The organism is Streptomyces virginiae (assembly GCF_000720455.1).
GTDB lineage: Bacteria > Actinomycetota > Actinomycetes > Streptomycetales > Streptomycetaceae > Streptomyces > Streptomyces virginiae.
Genome location: NZ_JOAK01000012.1, coordinates 347,830 through 368,957 on the forward strand (window position 1 = coordinate 347,830; position 21,128 = coordinate 368,957).

Sequence of the window (21,128 nt, forward strand, 5' to 3'; positions counted from 1 at the left end):
TCAGGCGGACTGCCGGAAGCGGGTGGTGCGGTGGACCGGGTCCGTGTCGATCTGCGGGATCACGTGCTCGCCGATCAGCTTGATCGTGGTCATCGTGTCCTCGTACCCGACGCCGGTCGGCAGACCGAAGGAGAGCTGGTCCGCGCCCGCCTGCTCCCAGCGCTTGCACTGGGCCCGCACCTCGGAGGGGTCGCCGCAGATGAGGAGTTCCTCGGCGATCAGCAGCTCGATGATCTCCGCGTTGTACTCCGGCAGGGTCTCGGGCCACTCGGGGATCGCCTCGGGCCGCGGGAAGGTGTCGTGGTAGCGGAAGACCAGCGACTGGAAGCGGTTCATGTTGGCGTTGACGGCGATCTCGACGGCCTTGTCATGGGTCTCGGCGCAGATCGCGGTGGAGGTGACCATCACGTTGTCGTTGACGAAGGCGCCGATGGCCTTCGCCTCCCTGATGGCCGTCTTGTACTGGTCGAGGACCCACTCCATGTCGGAGACCTTCTGCACGCTGAAGCCCAGCACGCCGAGGCCCTTCTTGGCCGCCATGGCGTAGGAGGACGGGGAGCCGGCGGCGTACCACATGGCCGGGTGGGCCTTGCCGTACGGCTTGGGGAAGACCTTGCGCGGCGGCAGCGACCAGTGCTTGCCCTGGAACCCCTCGTACTCCTCCTGGAGGAACATCTTGGGGAATTCCGCGATGGTCTCCTCCCAGATCTCCTTGGTGCCGTTCATGTCCTCGATGCCCGGCAGGAAGCCGAGGATCTCGTGGCTGCCGGCGCCGCGGCCGGTGCCGAACTCGAAGCGGCCCTTGGAGAGGTGGTCGAGCATGGCGACCTTCTCGGCCACCTTGACGGGGTGGTTCACCGGGGCGAGCGGGTTGAAGATCCCGGAGCCGAGGTGGATGCGTTCGGTGGCGTGCGCGAGGTATCCGAGGAACACCTCGTTCGCCGACAGGTGCGAGTACTCCTCCAGGAAGTGGTGCTCGGAGGCCCAGGCGTACTTGAAGCCGGACTTGTCGGCCTGGATGACGTACTCGGTCTCCTCGACCAGCGCCTTGTGCTCTGCCTCGGGGTCGACCTTGGACCGCGCCTCAGGCACGTATCCCTGCACGAAGAGCCCGAATTCCAAGGGGGTTCACCGTCCTTCTGTTTCTGACGTTCCGTCAGATTCGATGTCTCGACTGTTCCATCGCGAGGGTGCGAGCGTCAATACCTGACGCCTCATCAGAGAATGCTGACGCCCGCCATCCAGCCGCCGTCGATGACGAACGGCTGGCCGGTGATGTACGAGGAGTCGTCGCCGGTCAGGAAGAGCGCGAGCCTGGCGATCTCCTCGGGCTGCCCCACCCGCCCCATCGGGACCACCCGCCGGTAGAGCTCGGCCATCGCCTCGCGGGCCTCGTCGGTCATGTTCTCGGGGTCCAGCAGGCCGGGATTGGCCATCGGGGTGTCCACCGCGCCCGGGCACATCGCGTTGACCCGGATCCCCTTGCCGGCCAGTTCCAGCGCGGCCACCCGGGTCAGACCCAGGATCGCCGCCTTGGTGGCGGCGTAGGTGCCGACGTACGCCATGCCCGTCAGGCCGGTGTAGGAGGAGGTGTTGACGATGGTGCCGCCGCCGGCCGCCTCGATCTCGGGCGCCACCGTCTTGATGCCGAGGAAGGCGCCCACCTGGTTGACCTGGACCACCTGCTGGAACTCCTCCAGCGGGGTCGAGGTCAGCTCGTTGAAGCGCAGGATGCCCGCGTTGTTGACCAGGCCGTCGACCCGGCCGAAGGCCTCCTTCGCGGCGGCCGTCGCGGCCGCCCAGTCCTCCTCGCGGCTCACGTCCATGCGTACGTACCGGGCGCGGTCCTCGCCGATGTCCTTGGCCACCGCGGCGCCCTGCTCGTCCAGTACGTCACCGAGGAGCACCTTGGCCCCCTCGGCGGCGAAGAGGCGGGCCTCCTGCTCGCCCTGGCCGCGCGCCGCACCGGTGATGATGACGACGCGCCCGTCCAGCTTGCCCATGCCCGTGCTCCCTAGTCGTTGAGGTGCGGGGCCACCTCGGCCCCGAAGGCGGTGATCTGGTCGACGAGTTCGGCGCGGTCGCGGCTGCGGAAGCGGACCTGGATCTGGTCCACGCCGAGCGCCCGGTACTCCCGCAGGGACTCCGCGAGCGCCTCCGCCTTGCCGGTGAGGGTGCGGCGGCCGGTGTCCCAGGCGGGCTCGCCGACGTACAGCGCCTCGGTGATGGCGCCCACCTCGAAGGGCGCGTCCACCCCGGCCTCGGCGCGCAGTTCGCGGATCCGGGCGATCTGCGCCGGGAGCCGGTCGCGCGGGTCGCCCTGCGGGAGCCAGCCGTCCCCGCGGACGGCGGCCCGGCGGACGGCGGCGGGCGAGGAGCCGCCCACCCAGACGGGGATCCGCTCCTGGGCGGGCCGGGGCAGCTGCCCGAGGTCCTTGAAGGAGAACAGCTCGCCCTCGAACTCCGGATACTCCTCGGGCCCGAGCGCCGCCCGCAGCGCGTCCAGGGTCTCGTCGAGGACCGGCCCGCGGCGCGCGAAGTCCACGCCGAGGATCTCGAACTCCTCCTGGACGTGACCGGCGCCGACGCCGAGGATCAGCCGGCCGCCGGAGAGGTGGTCGAGGGTGGCGTACTGCTTGGCGCTGATCAGCGGGTGGCGCAGCCCGAGGATCGCCACGTGGCTCATCAGCCGCACGTGCTCGGTGATCCCGGCGAGGAAGGACAGGGTGGCGACCGGGTCGTACCAGACGGTGCTCATGGGGCCCGCGAGCCGCCGCGGGATCGCCACGTGGTCGCAGGTGGCCACGTACCCGAAGCCGGACCGGTCGGCGGCCCGCGCGATCCCGGCGAGATCGGCGGCGGTGGCCGACGCCTCCCAGGGCTCGGCGTAGATGGTGCTCTGCGACTGGACCGGGAGCTGCATCCCGTAGACCAGCCGACCTTCCGGAAACACGCGCGCCATGGCGGGCCCGCCTCGCCTTCGTCTGCCGATTCGTCATATCGGTGCCGGGCCATCGTGATACCTGACGCTCCGTCAGACAAGAGGTCGGTTCGAACGCGCACCTTTCCCGGCCGGGGAGTACCGCCTAGGGTGCGGCCCGTGGATCTGATGCTCACGCTGGTCAGCGGGATCGCCTGGACGGTCGTGTACGTGGAGGCGATCCGCGTCGGACTGCGGGACCGGACGTACGCGATGCCGGTCGCCGCGCTCGCACTGAACTTCGCCTGGGAGGCGACCTACGCGGTCCTGGAGTTCAGGGAGGGGCTCTCGCCCCAGGGCGTGGTCGACGTGGTGTGGGCGACGGCCGACGTGGTGATCATCTGGACGTACCTGCGCTTCGGGCGCGCCGGGCTGCCGGGCTTCGTGACCCGGCCCCTCTTCGCCGGCTGGTCGGCGCTGCTGTTCACCACCGGCTTCGCCGTGCAGTGGCTCTTCCTCGCACATTTCGGGATGCACGACGCGACCCGCTACTCGGCCTTCCTGCAGAACCTGCTGATGTCGGGCCTGTTCGTCGCGATGTACGCCGCCCGGCAAGGGCCGCAGGGCCAGTCCCTGACCATCGGCGTCGCCAAATGGCTCGGAACCCTGGCCCCGACCCTGCTCTTCGGGGTGATCGAGGACGCTCCGTTCATCCTCGGCCTCGGCATCCTGTGCAGCCTCTTCGACCTGGCCTACATCGGGCTGCTGCTGCGCGGCCCCGGCGGCCCCCTCAGAAGCCTTCCGGCCCCATCACGATGACCGGCTTCGCCGCCGGGTCCAGGGTCTGCAGGACCTTGCGCATGGCCTCCTTCGGGATGCCGACGCAGCCCTGGGAGGGGCCGTCGTGGTCCACGTGGAGCCAGATGTTGCCTCCCTTGTCCTCACCGTCCGGCATGACCGGATCCAGCGGGGACCGGCCCGGACGGCGGTTGAAGTCGATGGCGACGACGTAGTCGAAGGACCCCACCAGGGACTCCCCGTTCACACCGCGCCCCGTGGCGACGAAGCCCCGGTCCTCGTCGTACGGGAGCCGCGTGCCCGGCGGCGGGGACAGCAGACCGCCCGCGTCGGTGAGCGCGAACACGCCCTGCGGCGAGGTCAGGTCGCCGTACGTGCGCTCCGTGGACCAGCCCCGGGCCCCGTTGCGCGCCGGCCAGCTCTCGGCCTTGACCCAGTCGGCCCCGGCCGCGGGCCGGGTGTAGAGGGTGGCCGTGGACTCCGAGGAGTCCACGGCCTTGCCGGTGACGAGGATCAGCTGGCGCGACTCGGCCGGGATCCTCTCCCGGGTCCGCTCGCTGATCCCGGTCAGGCCCTGCAGGGGCGACCGCGGGATGTCGCGCGCCGCCCGGTCCACGGGCTGCGGGCGGGAGTCCGCGCGGGCCTGACCCGCGCCCGCGGCCTGGTCGGGGTCCTGGGCGACGTACGCCCATCCGGCCGTGAGGGTCAGCAGGCCGAGGGTGGCGGCGAGGGCCGCGCGACGGGCCGTACGGCGGGACGTACGGGCGGGACGGGAGCGTGCTCGGGCGTGCTTGCTCATTCAACCGACCGTACCTCAACACACCATCAGAGATGGTTTGTCCGCGTTGTGCGCGCTGTGCGCGCCACGCCGGGCACCGGGAACCGGACGCGCACGGTCAGGCCGCCCTCCGGTCCCGGATTGGCCCCCGCCGTCAGCTCCGCATCGTGCGCCCGCGCGATGGACGCGGCGATCGACAGGCCCAACCCGGCGCCCTCACCTGCGGTGTGCTGCCGTTCGGCGCGCCGGCGGAAGGGCTCCAGGAGCCCGGGCACGTCCGCCGGATCGATCACCGCTCCGGTGTTGGACACCGCCAGCTCCCCGTCCTCGGAGGTGGACACCTCGACCCGGCCCCCGGCGCGGTTGTGGCGCACCGCGTTCACGAGCAGGTTGCGCAGGAGGTGGCCCAGCAGCACCTGGTCGCCCGTCACCGTCAGCGGCGCGAAGGTCCGTACGACCGTCAGGCCCTCCTGCGGGCAGGCCGCCAGCTCGGCGGCCGCGAGCGCGGCCAGGTCCACCGGTCCGGTCGCTTCCAGCCCCTGCTCGGACACCGCGAGGAGCAGCAGCGACTCGATGAGGTGCTCGCTGGAATCGGCGACCCCGATCAGCTTGGCCCGGATCCGGGCGACCTTCTCCGGCGACGGATCCCCGGCCAGCCCGATCTCGGCCGCCGCCCGCTGCACGGCCAGCGGGGTCCGCAGCTCGTGCGCCGCGTTCGCCGCGAACCGCCGCTGCGCGGAGACCAGCTGCTCCATCCGCCCCAGCATCGCGTCGAAGGTGTCGGCGAGCTCCTTGAGCTCGCCGGGCGGGGCGTCGAGGGAGATCCGCTCGTGGAGGTTCTCCCCGGACAGGCGGCGCGCCGTCCCGGTGATCACGCCGACCGGGCGCAGCACCCGGCCTGCCATCCACCAGGCGAGCCAGATCGACAGCACGGCGAAGACGGCCAGGGCGAGCAGCGAATACATCAGCAGCCGGTGGCGGGTCGCCTCGGTGACGGCGTCGGAGAGGTTCTGGGTGTAGGCGTAGCCCTTCAGTTCCTCGGCGCTGGGCGCCTCGCCCGGTGGCCGCCGCTGCGCCGGCTCGCACAGGCGGCCCGGTCGCAGCAGCGGGCCGGGCGTGGCCCCGGGCGAGGGGAGGACGTAGGCCGGGCTGACGGTGCGGACGGCGCCGCTGACGCTCGCGTACAGCCCCTGGCCGACCATGACGTAGACCAGGGCGACCAGACCGCCGCCTGCCAGGAGCAGCAGCGAGCCGTACAGGGCGGTGAGCCGGCCGCGCTCGGTCCGCGGGACGCGCGCAACCCGCGGGACCTTCCGCGGGGGACGCGGCTCCCCGGGGACCCGCCGTCGCCGGAACACCTTCACCGGACCGCGATCCGGTAGCCCGCGCCCGGCACGGTCTCGATCAGCGGCGGCTCGCCCAGCTTGGCGCGCAGCTTGCTGAGGGTGACGCGGACGGCATTGGTGGAGTAGCTGGTGTCCTGCTCCCACACCTGCTCGATCAGGTCGTCGTTGCCGACCACGGCGCCCTCCGCGCGCAGCAGCGCCTCCAGTACGGCGAACTCCTTGCGGGACAGCGCGAGCCGGTGCCCGTCCCGGGTCGCGCTGCGCCGGGCGGTGTCGACGGCGACGCCCGCCCGCTCCAGTACGGGCGGCAGCGCGGGGCGGGCGCGCCTCCCGAGCGCCAGGACCCGCGCGAGGAGCTCGTCGTAGGCGAAGGGCTTGGTGAGGTAGTCGTCGGCGCCGAGCCCGAGGCCCTCGACGCGGTCGCGTACGGTCCCCGACGCGGTCAGCATCAGGACGCGGGTCAGCAGCCGCTCGCGCACGACGTGGCGGCAGACCTCGTCGCCGTGCAGGCCGGGCAGGTCCCGGTCCAGCACCATGACGTCGTACTCGCCCAGGCGCAGCCGCCGCAGCGCCTCCAGGCCGTCGCCCGCCTCGTCGACGGCGAGCGCGTCACGGCGCAGCCCCTCGGCGATCATCTCCCGGAGGAATTCCTCGTCCTCCACCACCAGTACGCGCATGCCGTCCTCTTTACCGGAGGTCGGTGTTTCGCCGTTGTAAGCGGGGTGCGAGAGGGAAGCGAAAGGCCCCTTCACCGCAGGCTCGGGCCCATGAAGCGATCCCTCATCATGTCCACGGCCGCGGTCGTCACCGGGCTGACCCTGTTCGCGACCGCCTGCGCGAACGACCCCTCGGAGGGCGAGGACACCTCCGCGAGCGGCGGCGGCAACGGCTCCGCCGCGGGCGGGGCCGGGGCGGACGCCGACCGCGCCGTGAAGATGCGCCAGTGCCTGCGCGAGCACGGCATCGACGTGCCCGACCCCGAGCCCGGCCAGGACCCGCGCGGGATGACCCTGGGCGGCGGCGCCGACCCGCAGAAGATGCAGGAGGCGATGAAGGCGTGCGGGATGCAGGGCCCCGGCTCCGGCAAGGAGCCCTCGCAGGAGGAGAAGGACAAGGAGCTCAAGTGGATCCAGTGCATGCGCGACAACGGCGTCGCCCTCAAGGACCCTGAGTACAGCGGCGGCGCCCGGAGAGCCGTGGAGATCCCCAAGGGTCAGGAGAAGGCCTTCGAGGAGGCCCAGAAGAAGTGCGAAGCGGCCCGATGAGGACGCGTGCCAAGTGGCTGCTGGGCTCGCTGGCCGCCGTACTGGCCGTCTCCGGCGGCGGCTACGTCGTCACGGCCCAGCCACAGCGCGACGACGCCGGGCAGCAGCGCCGTGCGGGCGGGCTGCCCCCGGCCACCGCGCCGGTGCAGCGCGGCGACCTCAGCTCGGGCCTCCAGGTCGAGGGCACGCTCGGCTACGCACGGGAGCGCAAGGTGAACGCCGGCGGCCCGGGCGTCCTGACGTGGGTCGCGGACGAGGGCTCGGCGGTCGAGCGGGACGGGAAGCTGTACGAAGTCAACGGCCGGCCGGTGCGGCTCATGTACGGGTCGACGCCGATGTACCGCCCGCTGAAGGCCGGCGAGAAGGGCGACGACGTCAAGCAGCTCAAGCGGAACCTCCTCGCCCTCGGGTACGGCACGGGGCTCGACCCGGAGGACCCGGTCTTCACGGCGGGCACGACGACGGCCGTCAAGCGGTGGCAGAAGGCCCACAAGGCGGCGGAGACGGGCGAGGTCGGCAAGGAGGACGTCGCCTTCGCCGCGGGTCCGCAGCGGGTGCGCGCGAAGGACGCGGCGGTCGGCGACGAGGCGGCGCCCGGCAAGCCGGTGCTGACGGTGACGGGCACCGAGCGCATCGTCCGCTTCCAGATGGACGCGGCGAAGGCGGCGGCGGCGAAGGCCGGCGAGCCGGTGACCGTACGGCTGCCGGGAGGCGGCAGCGCCACCGGGAAGATCGAGTCGGTGGGCGGGGCCCGGTCCGACGACAAGAACGGCGGACCGGGCGCGGGCGGCGGCGCAGGCGGGGGCGGCGGCGGGGGCGGCGACAAGAAGGCCCAGGCCGAGGTGGTCGTCACCTTCGACGAGCCGGCCGAGGTCAGCGCACCGGACCAGTCCCCGGTGACCGTCGGCCTGACCGGCGAGACCCGCAAGGGCGTGCTCTCCGTACCCGTCAACGCCCTGCTGGCCCTCGCGGGCGGCGGCTTCGGCGTCCAGGTCGTGGAGGACGGCCGGGCCCGCGAGGTCCGCGTCGAGCTGGGCATGTTCGGCAACGGCCGGGTCGAGGTGACCGGCGACGCCCTCAAGGAGGGCATGCAGGTGGGGATCCCCAAGCTGTGACGGCCACGACAACAGCCGCCGAGCCGGTCGTGGAACTGACCGGGGTCACCAAGGAGTACCCGGGCGGGGTCACGGCCCTGCGCGGGGTCGACCTCAGCATCGGCGGCGGCGAACTCCTCGCCATCGTCGGCCCGTCGGGCTCGGGCAAGTCCACCCTGCTGCACATCGTCGGCACCCTGGACCGCCCGACGTCGGGCGGCGTACGGATCGCCGGCCACGACATCGCGGCCCTGTCGGACCGTTCGCTGTCCGCCCTGCGGTCCCGGCACGTCGGCTTCGTCTTCCAGTCCTTCCACCTGGTGCCGGGCATCAGCGCCCGCGCGAACGTCGCCGAGGGGCTGCTGTACTCCGGCCTCTCGCGGGCCGAGCGCGGCCGCCGGGCGGCGTGGGCCCTGGAGCGGGTCGGCCTCGGCGACCGGATGGACCACCGGCCGCACGAGCTGTCCGGCGGGCAGAAGCAGCGCGTGGCCATCGCCCGGGCCGTGGCGGGCGCACCGGACCTGCTGCTGGCCGACGAACCGACGGGCGCGCTGGACACGGCGTCCGGCGAGTCCGTGATGGAGCTGCTGCACGAACTGAACCAGGACGGGGCCACCATCGCCGTGATCACCCACGACAACGAGATCGCGGCGAGCCTGCCGCGGCAGGTGCGCATCCGGGACGGGGAGGTCGTCGCGGACATCCGCGCCTGCCGGGCCGCCCCGGCGGGCGCGGACGCGGGGGCGGACGCGGGGGCGGCGCGATGAGCCGTACGAGGCGGCGCGTCCGGAAGCCGGCCGCGCGGCTGAGCCCGCCCAGGCTCTCCTCGCGCGACGTCCTGCACGTCGGATCGGCCGGTCTGCGCGCCCGCCCGATGCGCGTGTTCCTGTCCGCGCTCGGCATCGCCATCGGCATCGCGACGATGATCGCGGTGGTCGGCATCTCCTCCTCCAGCCAGGCCAAGCTGTTGCGCGAACTCGACCGGCTCGGCACGAACATGCTGGTGGCGACGCCCGGCCAGGGCATGTTCAGCGGCCAGGACACCACGCTGCCCAAGGAGGCCCCCGGCATGATCTCCCGCATCGCGGGGGTCGAGTCGGTCGGCACCACGGGCGATGTCGCCGAGTCCGTACGCCGCTCCGAGAACATCCCGAAGGAGGAGACGGGCGGCGTCGCGGTCAAGGCGGCCAAGGACGACCTGCCGGGGACCCTGCGCGCCTCGGTGGCGAGCGGCACCTGGCTCAACGACGCCACCGGCCGCTACCCCTCGGTGGTGCTCGGCGACGTCTCCGCGCGCCGGCTCGGCATCACCGAACCGGGGCAGCAGGTCTTCATCGGCGGCCGGTACTTCACGGTCATCGGCATCCTCGGGCCGGTCCCGCTGGCCCCGGAGATCGAACGCTCCGCCCTGATCGGCTGGGACGCGGCCGAGCGGCTGCTGGGCTTCGACGGGCACCCGACGGCCGTGTACGAACGCTCCGCGGACGACCGGGTGGCGGCGGTCCGCGAGCTCATCGCGCGGACGGCCAACCCGCAGGCCCCGAGCGCGGTCTCGGTCACCGACCCGTCGGCGGCCCTGCAGGCGAAGGCGGCCACCGAGGGCGCCTTCAGCACGCTGCTGCTGGGCCTGGGCGGGATCGCACTGCTGGTGGGCGGGGTCGGCGTGGCCAACACGATGATCATCTCGGTGCTCGAACGGCGCCACGAGATCGGCCTGCGCCGCTCGCTGGGCGGCACGAGGGGGCAGATCCGGATCCAGTTCGTGACGGAGTCCCTGCTGCTGTCCGGGCTCGGCGGCCTCGCGGGCACCGTCCTGGGCGGCGCGGCCACGGCGGTCTACGCCCGCACGGGCGACATGCCGTGGGTGGTCCCGCCGTGGGCGGTGGGCGGCGGCTTCGCCGCCACCCTGGTGATCGGCACCCTGGCCGGCCTCTACCCGGCGGTGCGCGCGGCCCGCCTCTCCCCGACGCTGGCCCTGGCGACGGCGTAGGCGGCTCAGGCGGCGTTCGGTGATCGGTGACCGGTGATCGGTGATCGGCTCCGGGGAGTGAAGGGAACGCAAGCCGACCCCTCGGAGCCGATCACGGACGTACCCTGAATCGATGAGGCGAACTCCACGTCACGCGGCACGCGTTGTCATCCTGTCCCCCACCGGGTCGGTGTTCCTCTTCCGCGAGAACAACGTGGAGGTGGGCATCCACTGGCTGCCGCCCGGCGGCGGGATAGACCCCGGCGAGAGCCCGGAGGACTGCGTCCGGCGCGAGCTGCGCGAGGAGACGGGCTGGACCGACCTGGAACCGGAACGGCTGCTGTGCACCTGGGAGCACGACTTCACCCACCAGGGCGTACCGGTGCGCCAGCACGAGCACATCTACGTCACCACGGGCCCGCACCGGGAACCGGTCCTGGAGGCCCCCGGCATCCACTGGCAGTGGCTGTCGGCCCAGCACCTCGCCACCCTCGGCGAACCGGTCTGGCCACCCCGCCTCTCGGACCTCCTCACCAACCCCCGGACCGAACCGGTCCACCTGGGCCTGCTGCCCTGACCCCACCCCACCCCGGCCCGCCACCCCCTGGGGGCGCGCCCCGCGCCACGCCTGCCCCGTATGCGCCGACCCCTCACGGGACGGGTCCGGGCGCACTATCGTGTAGGGCGCCGACCGGAAGAGGAAGTCTCATGACCACCGCCCCGGGGCCCGCCCACGGTGTCCCCCCGATGCCCGAGCGCAGCATTCCCGCGTTGCGGGCGGCGATCGCCGCCCACGCCCCGCAGCTGCTGGACGACTTCGAGGCCAACTGGCGCGCGAAGGTCGCCGACACCTACGACATCGGGGCGGCGCCGGCGTTCCTGGCGCGCTGGTGGGGCGAGTACGCGCTCGCCAGGGATCCCCACCTCGACCACCACGTGCGTGATCTGGAGCAGCGGGCGGCCGATTGCGCTGACCCCGACAAGGCCAGGGACCTGCTGGAAGAGGCGTCGCGCATCCACCACCGGGTGGCCGCGCTCGGACCCGGCGAGTGAGCGCAGAGTTCACCGGCCCCCCGTGGGCCACGGACTGGACCAAGCTCGCCGCCGAGTACCGGGACACATTGCCTGATGACGTGCGGGATCTGATCGTCGACGCGGTCACTGAGCTGAAGACGTCACAGCATCCCTACCGCGACGACCATCTCGACACCACGAAGGTGAGTCTCGAGCCGGCCCGCTCGACCGACCCCCGCGGCGCCCACGTCCTGCACTTCGACCGGAGCCACGGCTGGCTGCGCTTCACCTTCGTCCACCGCACGGCCGAACCGCAGATCGTCATCGAGCAGATTTTCTGGCAGTAGCGCCGGCTGCCGGCCGGGGTCCGTGGACGCGCTCTAGTGGGACGTCGGGGCCTTGGCGGTGGCCTTCGCGTAGAGGGAGGACGCGTACTCGCCGAGGATCGTGCTCGTCGAGACGTCGTCGGTGTCGCCGCCCGTGAGAATGCCGACGATCTTGCCGTCGCGGGCGATCCAGGCGCTGCCGCTGGTGCCGCCCGGGAAGTCCGCGCAGTCGAAGCGCTGCTGGGTCGCGCTCTCGCGCACGGCGGTCGCCGTGCAGGTACGGGGGATCTTGCGGTCGGCGGGGTAGCCGGTGACGGTGACCTCCTCGCCGGCCCGGCCGGAGGTGTCCAGCACGGCCGCGCCGGTCACGTCCTCGATCGAGCGGCCCTGGGCGTCGGGGGCGAGCGTGGCGAAGGCGAGGTCGTAGTCGTCGTCCGTGCCCTCCGCCCAGCGGTCGTCCTCGAAGACCTTCTCGATCTTCCATGTGCCGTACGGGGCGGTGTCGTTGGCGTAGGCAGGGGCGAAGACGGCGGTGCCTCCTCCCTGGTCCCCGGCGAGCAGGCAGTGCCCGGCGGTGACGATGAGGTTGCGGCCGGGGCTGTGCACCACGGTGGCCGTGCAGAAGTGGTCGCTGTCCAGGCCGTCGGTGAACAGGGCGCCGGTGAAGGCGGCGGGCCCGCCGGGCGGGGGCGTCACGGCCGGCGGCAGGGTGGTCCCGGGCGGCGAGGACAGCTGGGGCTTCGGCGCGTGCGAGCGCGAGGGGGCCGTGGCCGAGAGGGAGGGCTGCGCGGCCTTCGCCCGCGCGGGCGCGGTCGCCTCGGGGGGCGGCGCGAGTTCCGCCACCGCCGCGGAAGCCCCCAGAGCCGCCACCGCACACAGCACCGCAGTCACGACGCTCCGCTTGTCCACCGGCATGATGATCCTTCCGCTTTGCCCTGGCGAAGCATGCCTTGACGGCGGGGCCGGGTGCAAGGCACGGGACGACCCCTGTGTAGCCGGCCCGTCACCGCCGGCAGACATCGCGCATCCGTCAACTCGGGTCCGATGCGGGGGCTTTGGCCGATTCGCCTATCATCGCCTCGATTCTCGCCGCCCCGCCGTCGCACGGGCCCGCGGAAAGAGAATCTTGACGAGAGGGCAACGAAAACTTGCGATTCACAGGCAAGCACCGGATATCCATCGTTGCCGCGGCGGCCGCGGCCGCGATCGTGGGAACCCTTCAGCTCCCCTCCACCGCGTTCGGCACCGAGGACACCACGGGCACCACGGGCACCACCGGCATCGAGAGTCCCGCGGAGAGCGCCCCGCCGGCCGGGGACGCGCCCGACGCCCACGCGGAGGACTCCGCCACCCACGGCAGCGACGGAACGGTCTTCAGGAACGGCGTCATGTCACTCGGCACGCAGACGGCGTCGCCGATGGCCGCACCCAGGTCGGCCGCCGCGGCCGCCCCGGCCGCCGCGCCCACCCCGCCGCAGGGCGAGGGCTGGAAGCTGAGCGGCGCGACCAAGTGGCTGACGACCGGCTACACGATCAAGTTCTACGACCAGAAGTCCGCCGACTGGCTGGGTCCGTACGTCCAGGCCTCCGCCGCGGACCTGCGCCGCGTCACGAACCTGCCGGTCACCGTCGACACGAAGCCGGTCGGCTGGGACTACGTCCGGCCCAGGGGCGAGGTGATCGTGGGGGTGCTGCACCGCCCGTGCGTCCCGCCGGCCGGTGAGGGCAGCATGGGCAGCACGGGCTGGAAGATCGTCCGCGACGGCACCGGCACCGCCAACCTCAGCTGCGGCTTCACCAGCTCCTCCGTCGCCGAGACCGTGACCAGCGGGCACGCCTACATCGACGACTCGTTCTTCACCCCGGCCGGCAAGCCGACCGCCGCCATGGGCGAGACGTACATGCGCAACCACGTCAGCCACGAGCTCGGACACACGCTGGGGCTGGCGCACGCCAACCGCAGCCTGACCAAGAGCGACTGCGTCAAGGGGACCGACTCGGGCCAGTTCCCGGTCATGTGCTCCCCCACCTACGCCTACCAGGACAAGCGGGCGGGCACCTACGTCCAGCAGTTCGACGTGCAGGGCCTGCGCCGCCTCGCGGCGGGCGCCGGGGCGACGCTGTCCCCGCAGGGCCGCGTGAGCGGCATCGGATCCAAGTGCCTGGACGTCAAGGGCGGCAAGGCCGCCAACGGCACCCAGATCCAGCTCTACACGTGCAACGGCACCGCGGCCCAGTCCTGGATCCTGGGCAAGGACGGCACCCTCCGCGCGCTCGGCAAGTGCCTGGACAACGCGCGCAACGCGAGCACCAACGGAAACAAGATCAGCCTCTACGACTGCAACGGCTCGGCGGCGCAGCGCTGGTCGGTCAACGCCAAGGGCCAGATCGTCCACGTGGCATCGGGCAAGGTCCTCGACGCGACCGGCGGCGCGACCGCCAACGGCACCGTGGTCCAGCTGTACACGGCGAACACGAACAAGCGCCAGGTCTGGGTCACCCCGAAGTAACCCGCGCCCGGACGCACGGCAGCCGCACGGGCACCACGGCCCGTGCGGCTGCCGCGCCGGGCAGGCCGGTCAGTTCGTGGAGGCGGTCAGCGGCTGCGGGGCGTCGGTCAGCTTGAGGCAGCGCCACGTCCCCGTCTCCCACTGCCAGAACCGGAACTTGATGGCGTCACGCGTCTGCGGGCCGTAGACCCCGTCGGCGGGGATGCCCGCCTGGGCCTGCGCCTTCTTGAGCAGGGTCTCGGTCGCGGGCCCGAACTTGCCGTCGGTCACGAGGTAGCCGCCGTAGCAGTACCAGAGCGTCTGCTGGAGGTCGTAGACGGCGTTGTTGTCGGCGCCCCTGCGCAGGGTGCAGAAGTTGCTGCCCATGTTCACCTGGGTCGGCACGTGGGTGTAGAAGCCCGCGCGGTCGATGTAGACCGTGCTGTCGTTGCAGGCGGGCATCGCCGCCTGTGCGGACGTCGTGCCGATGCCGGCCAGGCTCGTCGCCAGGGCGGCGACGGCCAGGAGGTGGGCCAGGGTGCGCTTCATCTGGGTGGTACTCCCCCGTGTGAAAAGGATGGTTCGCGGCATGGTCCCGGCCGAAACGGTGTTCGACCGCTGCCGAGCGAAAACGTAACAGGGCCGGGGCCGAGCGCACTTCGACGCGGGCCGCGGGACGCGATGGCGGGACGCGGGACGCCGACTCGGGACGCGGGACGCGGGACGGACCGCGGGCCGGAGGCCGCGGTCGGCAGCTCGCGGGCCCGGCCGTATAGGGCAATCGCCCGATCCGCGGGCCCCACCTCAGAACGCACGCTGGCACCATGCGCGATGGGGGAAGCGGACGGGTCCTGCGGGACCGCAATGCGGGGCTCTACCTGCTCGGGGTGGTGGTGTCCGGGTTCGGCACGACGGCGATGTGGCTGGTCGCCGGGGTCTGGGTGAAGTCGCTGACCGGCTCGGACAGCCTCGCGGCGCTGACGGCGTTCGCCATGTGGGCACCGGTGCTCGCCGGGCCGGCCCTCGGGGTGCTCGCCGACCGGCTGCCGCGGCGGCCGCTGCTGGTGGCCGCCTGCCTCCTGATGGCCGCGTTGCTGCCCGCCCTGTGCCTGGTCGACTCGGCCGGCCGGGTGTGGCTGCTCTTCGCCGTCCTCCTCCTCTACGGAACCTGCGGCACCCTCCACGACGCGGCGGAGGCGGCCCTGGTCGCCAAGGCGGTCGACGTCCGCCTCCTCGGCGACTTCAACGGGCTGCGGATGACGGCCGGCGAGAGCATGAAGCTGCTCGCGCCCCTGGCGGGCGCCGCCCTGTTCACCCGCTTCGGCGGGGACTCCGTGGCGCTGCTCGACGCGGCGACCTTCGCTCTCGCGGCGGGGCTGTTCCTCCTGCTGCGGGTGGACGGCGACGCACCGGACCGGACCGTCCCGCGCGCGGGCAGCCTCGCCCGGGTGCTTGAGGGCGGCCGGCAGCTGTGGGGCTCACCGTGCTTGCGTCCGCTGGTGTCGGCGGCCGCCGCCGTGATGTTCCTGGCCGGGATCAACGGCGCGGTGGTCTACGCGGTAGCCGACGACGTGCTGGGCCGCACGCCCGCCTACGTGGGGGTGCTGTACGCGGTCCAGGGCGCCGGTTCGGTCCTGAGCGGGCTCGTCGCGGGCCCGCTCCTGCGCCGGATGCCGGTACGGGTGTTCACGGCGGCCGGCACGGCCCTGTTCGCGCTGGGCTGCGGCGGGCGGGCACTGCCGTACGACGCGGCGGCCCTCGTGTGCAGCGCGCTGATCGGCGCGGGCCTGCCGTGCGTGCTGATCGCCGCCCTGACCGCCGTGCAGCGCGAGGTCCCCGACTCCGCCGTGGGCCGCGCCGCCGCCACGGCCAACACCCTGGTCTTCGTACCGAACGCGCTGGCCCTGGCCCTGGGCGCCGGCCTCGTCGCCTTCGTGGACGTGACGCTGCTGCTGCCGGTGCTCACGGCCGCGGGCCTGGCCGTCGCGCTCGCGCTGGTGACCGCGCCGGCGGTCGGCGCGGTCACCAGCCGCCGGGCACCGGTCTGACCGGGCCCCCGACGGAGCGGCGCGGGTCAGGCCCCGGGGCCCGCCCACAGGCCGTCCGGGGTGAGGCCGAGCAGGTCGATCGCGTTGCCGCGCACGATGCGGTCCACCACGTCCGGCGCCAGGTGACCCATCTGCGCCTCGCCGACCTCGCGGGACTTCGGCCAGGTCGAGTCGGAGTGGGGGTAGTCGGTCTCGTAGAGGACGTTGCCGACGCCGATCGAGTCCAGGTTCCTCAGACCGAAGGCGTCGTCGAAGAAGCAGCCGAAGACGTGCCCGGCGAACAGCTCCGACGGCGGCCGGAGCACCTTGTCCGCGACCCCGCCCCAGCCGCGGTTCTCCTCCCAGACGACGTCCGCGCGCTCGAGGATGTACGGGATCCAGCCGATCTGGCCCTCCGCGTACATGATCTTCAGATTGGGGAAGCGTTCGAACTTGCCACTCATCAGCCAGTCGACCATGGAGAAGCAGCAGTTGGCGAAGGTGATGGTGGAGCCGACCGCCGGCGGGGCGTCCGCGGAGGTGGACGGCATCCGGGAGGAGGAGCCGATGTGCATCGCGATGACCGTGCCGGTCTCGTCGCACGCCTGGAGGAAGGGGTCCCACTCGTCGGTGTGGACGGACGGCAGCCCCAGGTGCGGGGGTATCTCCGAGAAGGCGACCGCGCGCACGCCGCGCGCCGCGTTGCGGCGGACCTCGGCGGCGGCGAGGCGGGCGTCCCAGAGCGGGATCAGGGTGAGGGGGATCAGGCGGCCCCGGGCGTCGGGGCCGCACCACTCCTCCACCATCCAGTCGTTGTAGGCGCGTACGCCGAGCAGGCCCAGCTCACGGTCCTTGGCCTCGGTGAAGGTCTGGCCGCAGAAGCGGGGGAAGGTCGGGAAGCAGAGGGCCGACTGGACGTGGTTGACGTCCATGTCGGCGAGCCGGTCGGGAACCGAGAAGGATCCGGGGCGCATCTGCTCGTAGGTGATGACTTCCAGTTTGATCTCGTCGCGGTCGTACCCGACGGCGGTGTCGAGGCGGGTGAGCGGCCGGTGCAGGTCCTCGTACACCCACCAGTCGCCGATCGGGCCGTCGTCGCCCTTCGCCCCCATGACGGGTGCGAACTTGCCTCCGAGGAAGGTCATTTCCTTCAACGGGGCGCGGACGACGCGGGGACCGGTGTCCCGGTACTTGGACGGGAGCCGGTCCCGCCAGACGTGGGGGGGCTCAACCGTGTGGTCGTCCACCGAGATGATCTTCGGGAAGGTCTCCATGGCTCATACGGTAGCGCCGATCTGACGAACCGTCAGCTAGTTGGTCTGTGATCGGTCATGGACGGGCTGACGGGTACGCGCGAGACAGGGCAGACTGACCCTTACACCGACGGAAGGCAGGGGGGACGACAGATGGACGGCGTACCGGCCATCCCGCACCCGCGGAACCACCCCGAGGTCCGTGCGGCTGCCGCCGCATCAGAAACCGGCCCCGCGGCCGCCGTCCGCTCCGGCGCAGACCCCGCGACGGGCGGCTCTCCGGCCGGACCCGTATGGCCGACGGCCACCGCAAACGGAGCCGGCACGGACACGGGAACGGAACCCTCCGCCCCCACCGCCTCCCCGTCCGCCGCCGCAGGCCCGGCCGACCCCGGCACGGCCGCGGCCCGGCCCGCTACCACGGCGGCCACCGCATCCCCGTCAGCCGCCTCGCGCCCGGCACGGACCGGCACCGCCGACGCACCAGCCGACACCGCCACGGGCGACACCGCCACGGGCGACTCCCGGTTCGCCGTCCTCGGGCCCGTACGGGCCTGGCGGGGCGCCGAGGCCCTGCCCTCCGGCACCCCCCAGCAGCGGGCCCTGCTCGCCGTACTCCTGCTGCGCGACGGCCGCACGGCCACCGCACCCGAACTGATCGACGCCATCTGGGGCGAGGACCCACCGCAGCAGGCCCTGGCCACCATCCGCACCTACGCCTCCCGCCTGCGCAAGGTCGTCGCCCCCGGCCTGCTCGTCACCGAGTCCGGCGGCTACGCCATCCGGCTGCGCTCCGCCGCCACCCTCGACCTCGGTGTCGCCCGCAGCCTCGCCGCCGACGCCGACGCGGCCCGGGCCGCCGGGGACCGCCCCCTCGCCCGTACCCTCCTGACCCGCGCCCTCGACCTGTGGGAGGGCGAACCCCTCGCCGGGGTCCCCGGCCCGCACGCCGAGACCGAGCGCACCCGGCTCGCCGAATGGCGACTGCAGCTGCTGGAGACACGCCTCGACCTCGACCTGGAGGTCGGCCACCACGCCGAGGCCGTCTCCGAGCTGACCGCCCTCACCGCCGCCCACCCGCTGCGCGAACGGCTGCGCGAGCTGCTCATGCTCGCCCTCTACCGCAGCGGCCGGCAGGCCGAGGCCCTCGCCGTCTACGCCGACACCCGCCGCCTCCTCGCGGACGAACTCGGCGTCGACCCTCGGCCCGAACTGGCCGCGCTCCAGCAGCGCATCCTGAACGCCGACGCCGATCTGGCCCGCGCGGAAGACCCCGCTCCGGCCGCCACCGCCGCTCACGTGAGGCCCGCCCAATTGCCCGCGACCGTACCCGACTTCACGGGCCGCTCCAGTTTCGTCGCCGAACTCGGCACGATCCTCTCCGGCGGCGCCCAGGACCAGGTCATGGCCGTCTCCGCGCTCGCCGGGATCGGCGGCGTCGGCAAGACCACCCTCGCCGTGCACGTCGCGCACGCCGCCCGCCCGCACTTCCCCGACGGCCAGCTCTACGTCGACCTCCAGGGCACCGACGCCCGCCCCGCCGAACCGGAGGCCGTCCTCGGCTCCTTCCTGCGCGCGCTCGGCACCCCCGACACCGCCATCCCCGACTCCCCGGCCGACCGGGCCGCGCTCTACCGCTCCACCCTCGACGGCCGCCGCGTCCTGGTCCTCCTCGACAACGCCCGCGACGCCGCCCAGGTCCGCCCGCTCCTGCCCGGCACCGCCGGCTGCGCCGCCCTCGTCACCAGCCGGGTCCGCATGGCGGGCCTCGCCGGGGCCCATCTCGTCGACCTCGACGTGATGAGCCCCGAGGAGGCCCTCCAGCTCTTCACCCGCATCGTCGGCGAGGAACGCGTACGCGCCGAACGCCAGGCCGCCCTCGACGTCGTCGGCGCCTGCGGCTTCCTGCCCCTGGCCATCCGCATCGCCGCCTCCCGGCTCGCGGCCCGCCGCACCTGGACCGTCTCCGTCCTCGCCGCCAAACTCGCCGACGAACGCCGCCGCCTCGACGAGCTCCAGGCCGGCGACCTCGCCGTCAAGGCCACCTTCGAGCTCGGCTACGGCCAGCTGGAACCGGCCCAGCAGCGCGCCTTCCGCCTCCTCGGCCTCGCCGACGGCCCCGACATCTCGCTGTCCGCGGCCGCGGCCGTACTCGACCTGCCCGAGTACGACACCGAGGACCTCCTGGAGGCTTTAGTCGACTGCTCCCTCCTGGAATCCGCCGCCCCCGGCCGCTACCGCTTCCACGACCTCGTACGCCTCTACGCGCGTGCCTGCGCCGAACGCGACGAGCAGCCGCCGAGCGAGCGCGAGGCGGCCCTGGACCGCCTCCTGGACTTCTACCTGGCCACCGCCTCCGGGGTCTACGCCCTGGAACGCCCCGGCGACCGGCTGCCCGCGCACCTGTCCGACACCCACTACCCCGGGCTGGTCTTCGCCGAGCCGCGCGCCGCCCTGGACTGGCTGTACGCCGAGGCCGGCCCGCTGCTGGCGTGCGTACGGCAGGCGTCCGTGCGGGGCGGCGACTCACCGGTCCTGCGCCGGGGCGTGGACCTGCTGTGGGCGGCCAAGGACCTGGCCGAGTCGGGTGCCAACTCCAAGCAGTACGAGTCGGCCGCGACCGCCCTGCGCGACGCCGCCCAGGCCGCCAAGGACCCGTACGCCGAGGGCCGCGCCCGCACCACCCTCACCAACGTCCACCTGGTCGCCGGCCGCTTCGCCGAGGCCGACGACGAGGCCCGCCAGGCCACGGCCCTGGCCCGTGAGGCCGGCGACCCGCTGCCCAGCTGCTGGGCGCCCAACGACCGCGGAATCATCGCCCTCTACGAGGGGCGACACGCGGACGGCGAGCGGTACCTGCTGCAGGCCATCCAGAACTTCCGCGCCGACGGCAACAACGTCGGCGAGGCGAGCGCCCTGTGCAACCTCTCCCGCATCCACGTCGAGCTGGGCCGCCTCACCAGCGCCATAGACCTCGCGCAGCAGGGCATCGCCATCTACGACCGGATGGGCCTGTCCCTGCGCCTGGCCAACGGCCGCTACGCCCTCGGCATCGCGCTCACCCAGGCGGGCCGGCTCGGCGAGGCCCTCGCGCAGCTCACCGAGGCGCTGGCCCTGTTCCACGACAACCGCCAGCCGCTGTGGGAGGGCGTGACCCACTTCCGGCTCGCCGTCGCACATCTCGCGGCGCGCCGGCCCACGCTGGCCGCCGCGCACGCCGAGCAGGCCATCGCGCTGCGCGGCATCGGCGGTGAGTGGCGGCGCGCGACCGTGCTGACCGTGCTGGGCAAGGCGCTGCGGCGGCTGGGGCAGACGGACCGGGCGCGCGCGTGCTGGCGGGACGCGGAGACGGTGTTCAAGCAGCTGGGTTCGGCCGAACTGGCCGAGGTACAGACCCTGCTGGCCACGGAGATCGCCGCCTGACCTGCACGGACGCCGGTTGAACGAGGCGTTCATCGTTCGTTTATCGCCGAACGGCACGATAGGTGCATCGACCCGGTGCGTCGGGGGACATCCGGGCCGGTTGGAAGGATTACCCGTTCGGCGGTCATCGGGGGAATCGCCGAACGGGTCCCACCCATCCATCAGGAGAACCGATGACGACGAACGAGAACCTTCTGCCGAACGACGGCACGGTCAAGCCGCTCGACAACCACGCCTCGGGCGTCGAGATCGAAACCCTGGACAACCACGCGTCGGGCATCGAGATCAAGCCGCCGACCGAGGACCAGGCCGCGGGCGAGGAGATCCAGACACTGGACAACCACGCGTCCGGCCCGCGCCCGTAACCGGCGCACGGCGTACGGGGGAGCCCACGGGGGAAACGGGGGGCTCGGGGGAGTACGGGGG

Annotated in this window: 21 protein-coding genes; 12 read left to right on the plus strand and 9 right to left on the minus strand. The window is 72.9% G+C overall.

What is annotated here, in order from left to right; genetic code table 11:
- From IG86_RS0120345 to IG86_RS0120355, 3 genes are all read right to left on the minus strand, one after another.
- A complete protein-coding gene (locus IG86_RS0120345) occupies positions 1–1,122 on the minus strand; it encodes an LLM class flavin-dependent oxidoreductase (protein ID WP_030827041.1) in 1,122 nt (373 codons plus the stop codon).
- 95 nt (positions 1,123–1,217) lie between these two features.
- Positions 1,218–2,003 (minus strand): SDR family NAD(P)-dependent oxidoreductase, encoded by a 786-nt coding sequence (locus IG86_RS0120350; RefSeq protein WP_030827038.1) that lies wholly within the window; start codon positions 2,001–2,003, stop codon positions 1,218–1,220.
- An 11-nt stretch (positions 2,004–2,014) separates the two neighbouring features.
- The gene (locus IG86_RS0120355; protein ID WP_030898522.1) at positions 2,015–2,962 is read right to left on the minus strand and encodes an LLM class F420-dependent oxidoreductase; all 948 of its coding nucleotides are present in this window, start codon (positions 2,960–2,962) and stop codon (positions 2,015–2,017) included.
- A 138-nt stretch (positions 2,963–3,100) separates the two neighbouring features.
- Here IG86_RS0120355 and IG86_RS0120360 point away from each other — a divergent pair, with 138 nt between their 5' ends.
- Positions 3,101–3,739: a transmembrane-type terpene cyclase gene (locus IG86_RS0120360; RefSeq protein ID WP_045937116.1), complete on the plus strand. Its 639-nt coding sequence runs from the start codon at positions 3,101–3,103 to the stop codon at positions 3,737–3,739.
- Here the strand turns inward: IG86_RS0120360 and IG86_RS0120365 are convergent.
- From IG86_RS0120365 to IG86_RS0120375, 3 genes are read right to left on the minus strand one after another with little or no spacing between them, the layout of a single operon-like run.
- On the minus strand, positions 3,711–4,517 hold the full coding sequence (locus IG86_RS0120365; protein ID WP_030827030.1) for a L,D-transpeptidase family protein: 807 nt from the start codon (positions 4,515–4,517) through the stop codon (positions 3,711–3,713). The two genes, IG86_RS0120360 and IG86_RS0120365, sit on opposite strands and share 29 nt — an antisense overlap.
- Before the next feature lie 26 nt (positions 4,518–4,543).
- On the minus strand, positions 4,544–5,860 hold the full coding sequence (locus IG86_RS0120370; RefSeq protein WP_338116751.1) for a sensor histidine kinase: 1,317 nt from the start codon (positions 5,858–5,860) through the stop codon (positions 4,544–4,546).
- On the minus strand, positions 5,857–6,519 hold the full coding sequence (locus IG86_RS0120375; protein ID WP_030827024.1) for a response regulator transcription factor: 663 nt from the start codon (positions 6,517–6,519) through the stop codon (positions 5,857–5,859). Before IG86_RS0120375 ends, IG86_RS0120370 begins: the two co-directional genes overlap by 4 nt.
- Before the next feature lie 90 nt (positions 6,520–6,609).
- On the opposite strand from IG86_RS0120375, the gene IG86_RS0120380 reads away from it, so the two are divergent.
- The 7 genes from IG86_RS0120380 (at position 6,610) to IG86_RS0120410 (ending at position 11,531) form a co-directional block, all read left to right on the plus strand.
- Positions 6,610–7,107 (plus strand): hypothetical protein, encoded by a 498-nt coding sequence (locus IG86_RS0120380; protein ID WP_030898532.1) that lies wholly within the window; start codon positions 6,610–6,612, stop codon positions 7,105–7,107.
- Positions 7,104–8,222: a peptidoglycan-binding protein gene (locus IG86_RS0120385; RefSeq protein ID WP_030898535.1), complete on the plus strand. Its 1,119-nt coding sequence runs from the start codon at positions 7,104–7,106 to the stop codon at positions 8,220–8,222. The genes IG86_RS0120380 and IG86_RS0120385 overlap by 4 nt, the downstream gene beginning before the upstream one ends.
- On the plus strand, positions 8,219–8,968 hold the full coding sequence (locus IG86_RS0120390) for an ABC transporter ATP-binding protein (RefSeq protein WP_030898537.1): 750 nt from the start codon (positions 8,219–8,221) through the stop codon (positions 8,966–8,968). The genes IG86_RS0120385 and IG86_RS0120390 overlap by 4 nt, the downstream gene beginning before the upstream one ends.
- Entirely contained in the window at positions 8,965–10,191 is a 1,227-nt protein-coding gene (locus IG86_RS0120395; protein ID WP_030898539.1) for an ABC transporter permease, read from the plus strand. The genes IG86_RS0120390 and IG86_RS0120395 overlap by 4 nt, the downstream gene beginning before the upstream one ends.
- Before the next feature lie 112 nt (positions 10,192–10,303).
- Positions 10,304–10,747, plus strand: coding sequence for an NUDIX hydrolase (locus IG86_RS0120400; RefSeq protein ID WP_030827013.1), 444 nt, complete (start codon positions 10,304–10,306; stop codon positions 10,745–10,747).
- Between the two features lie 131 nt (positions 10,748–10,878).
- Entirely contained in the window at positions 10,879–11,223 is a 345-nt protein-coding gene (locus tag IG86_RS0120405) for a hypothetical protein (RefSeq protein WP_030827010.1), read from the plus strand.
- Positions 11,220–11,531 (plus strand): hypothetical protein, encoded by a 312-nt coding sequence (locus IG86_RS0120410; RefSeq protein WP_030898543.1) that lies wholly within the window; start codon positions 11,220–11,222, stop codon positions 11,529–11,531. Before IG86_RS0120405 ends, IG86_RS0120410 begins: the two co-directional genes overlap by 4 nt.
- Before the next feature lie 33 nt (positions 11,532–11,564).
- Here the strand turns inward: IG86_RS0120410 and IG86_RS38890 are convergent, their stop codons facing one another.
- Positions 11,565–12,419: a trypsin-like serine peptidase gene (locus IG86_RS38890; protein WP_234316247.1), complete on the minus strand. Its 855-nt coding sequence runs from the start codon at positions 12,417–12,419 to the stop codon at positions 11,565–11,567.
- A gap of 239 nt (positions 12,420–12,658) precedes the next feature.
- Here IG86_RS38890 and IG86_RS0120420 point away from each other — a divergent pair, with 239 nt between their 5' ends.
- Positions 12,659–14,020, plus strand: a complete 1,362-nt coding sequence (locus tag IG86_RS0120420) for a ricin-type beta-trefoil lectin domain protein (protein WP_030898548.1) — start codon at positions 12,659–12,661, stop codon at positions 14,018–14,020.
- 69 nt (positions 14,021–14,089) lie between these two features.
- Here the strand turns inward: IG86_RS0120420 and IG86_RS40050 are convergent, their stop codons facing one another.
- On the minus strand, positions 14,090–14,548 hold the full coding sequence (locus IG86_RS40050; protein ID WP_030826998.1) for a peptidoglycan-binding domain-containing protein: 459 nt from the start codon (positions 14,546–14,548) through the stop codon (positions 14,090–14,092).
- A 275-nt stretch (positions 14,549–14,823) separates the two neighbouring features.
- Between IG86_RS40050 and IG86_RS0120430 the strand changes: the two genes are divergently transcribed.
- Positions 14,824–16,047, plus strand: coding sequence for an MFS transporter (locus tag IG86_RS0120430; RefSeq protein WP_030898552.1), 1,224 nt, complete (start codon positions 14,824–14,826; stop codon positions 16,045–16,047).
- A gap of 26 nt (positions 16,048–16,073) precedes the next feature.
- Here IG86_RS0120430 and IG86_RS0120435 read toward each other — a convergent pair whose 3' ends face one another.
- Positions 16,074–17,300 (minus strand): amidohydrolase family protein, encoded by a 1,227-nt coding sequence (locus IG86_RS0120435; protein ID WP_030826993.1) that lies wholly within the window; start codon positions 17,298–17,300, stop codon positions 16,074–16,076.
- Positions 17,301–17,432: 132 nt separating this feature from the next.
- Between IG86_RS0120435 and afsR the strand changes: the two genes are divergently transcribed.
- A complete protein-coding gene (afsR, locus tag IG86_RS0120440; RefSeq protein ID WP_244305956.1) occupies positions 17,433–20,702 on the plus strand; it encodes an SARP-family global regulator AfsR in 3,270 nt (1,089 codons plus the stop codon).
- 173 nt (positions 20,703–20,875) lie between these two features.
- Positions 20,876–21,067: a hypothetical protein gene (locus tag IG86_RS38900; RefSeq protein WP_037694694.1), complete on the plus strand. Its 192-nt coding sequence runs from the start codon at positions 20,876–20,878 to the stop codon at positions 21,065–21,067.
- Positions 21,068–21,128: the final 61 nt, after the last annotated feature.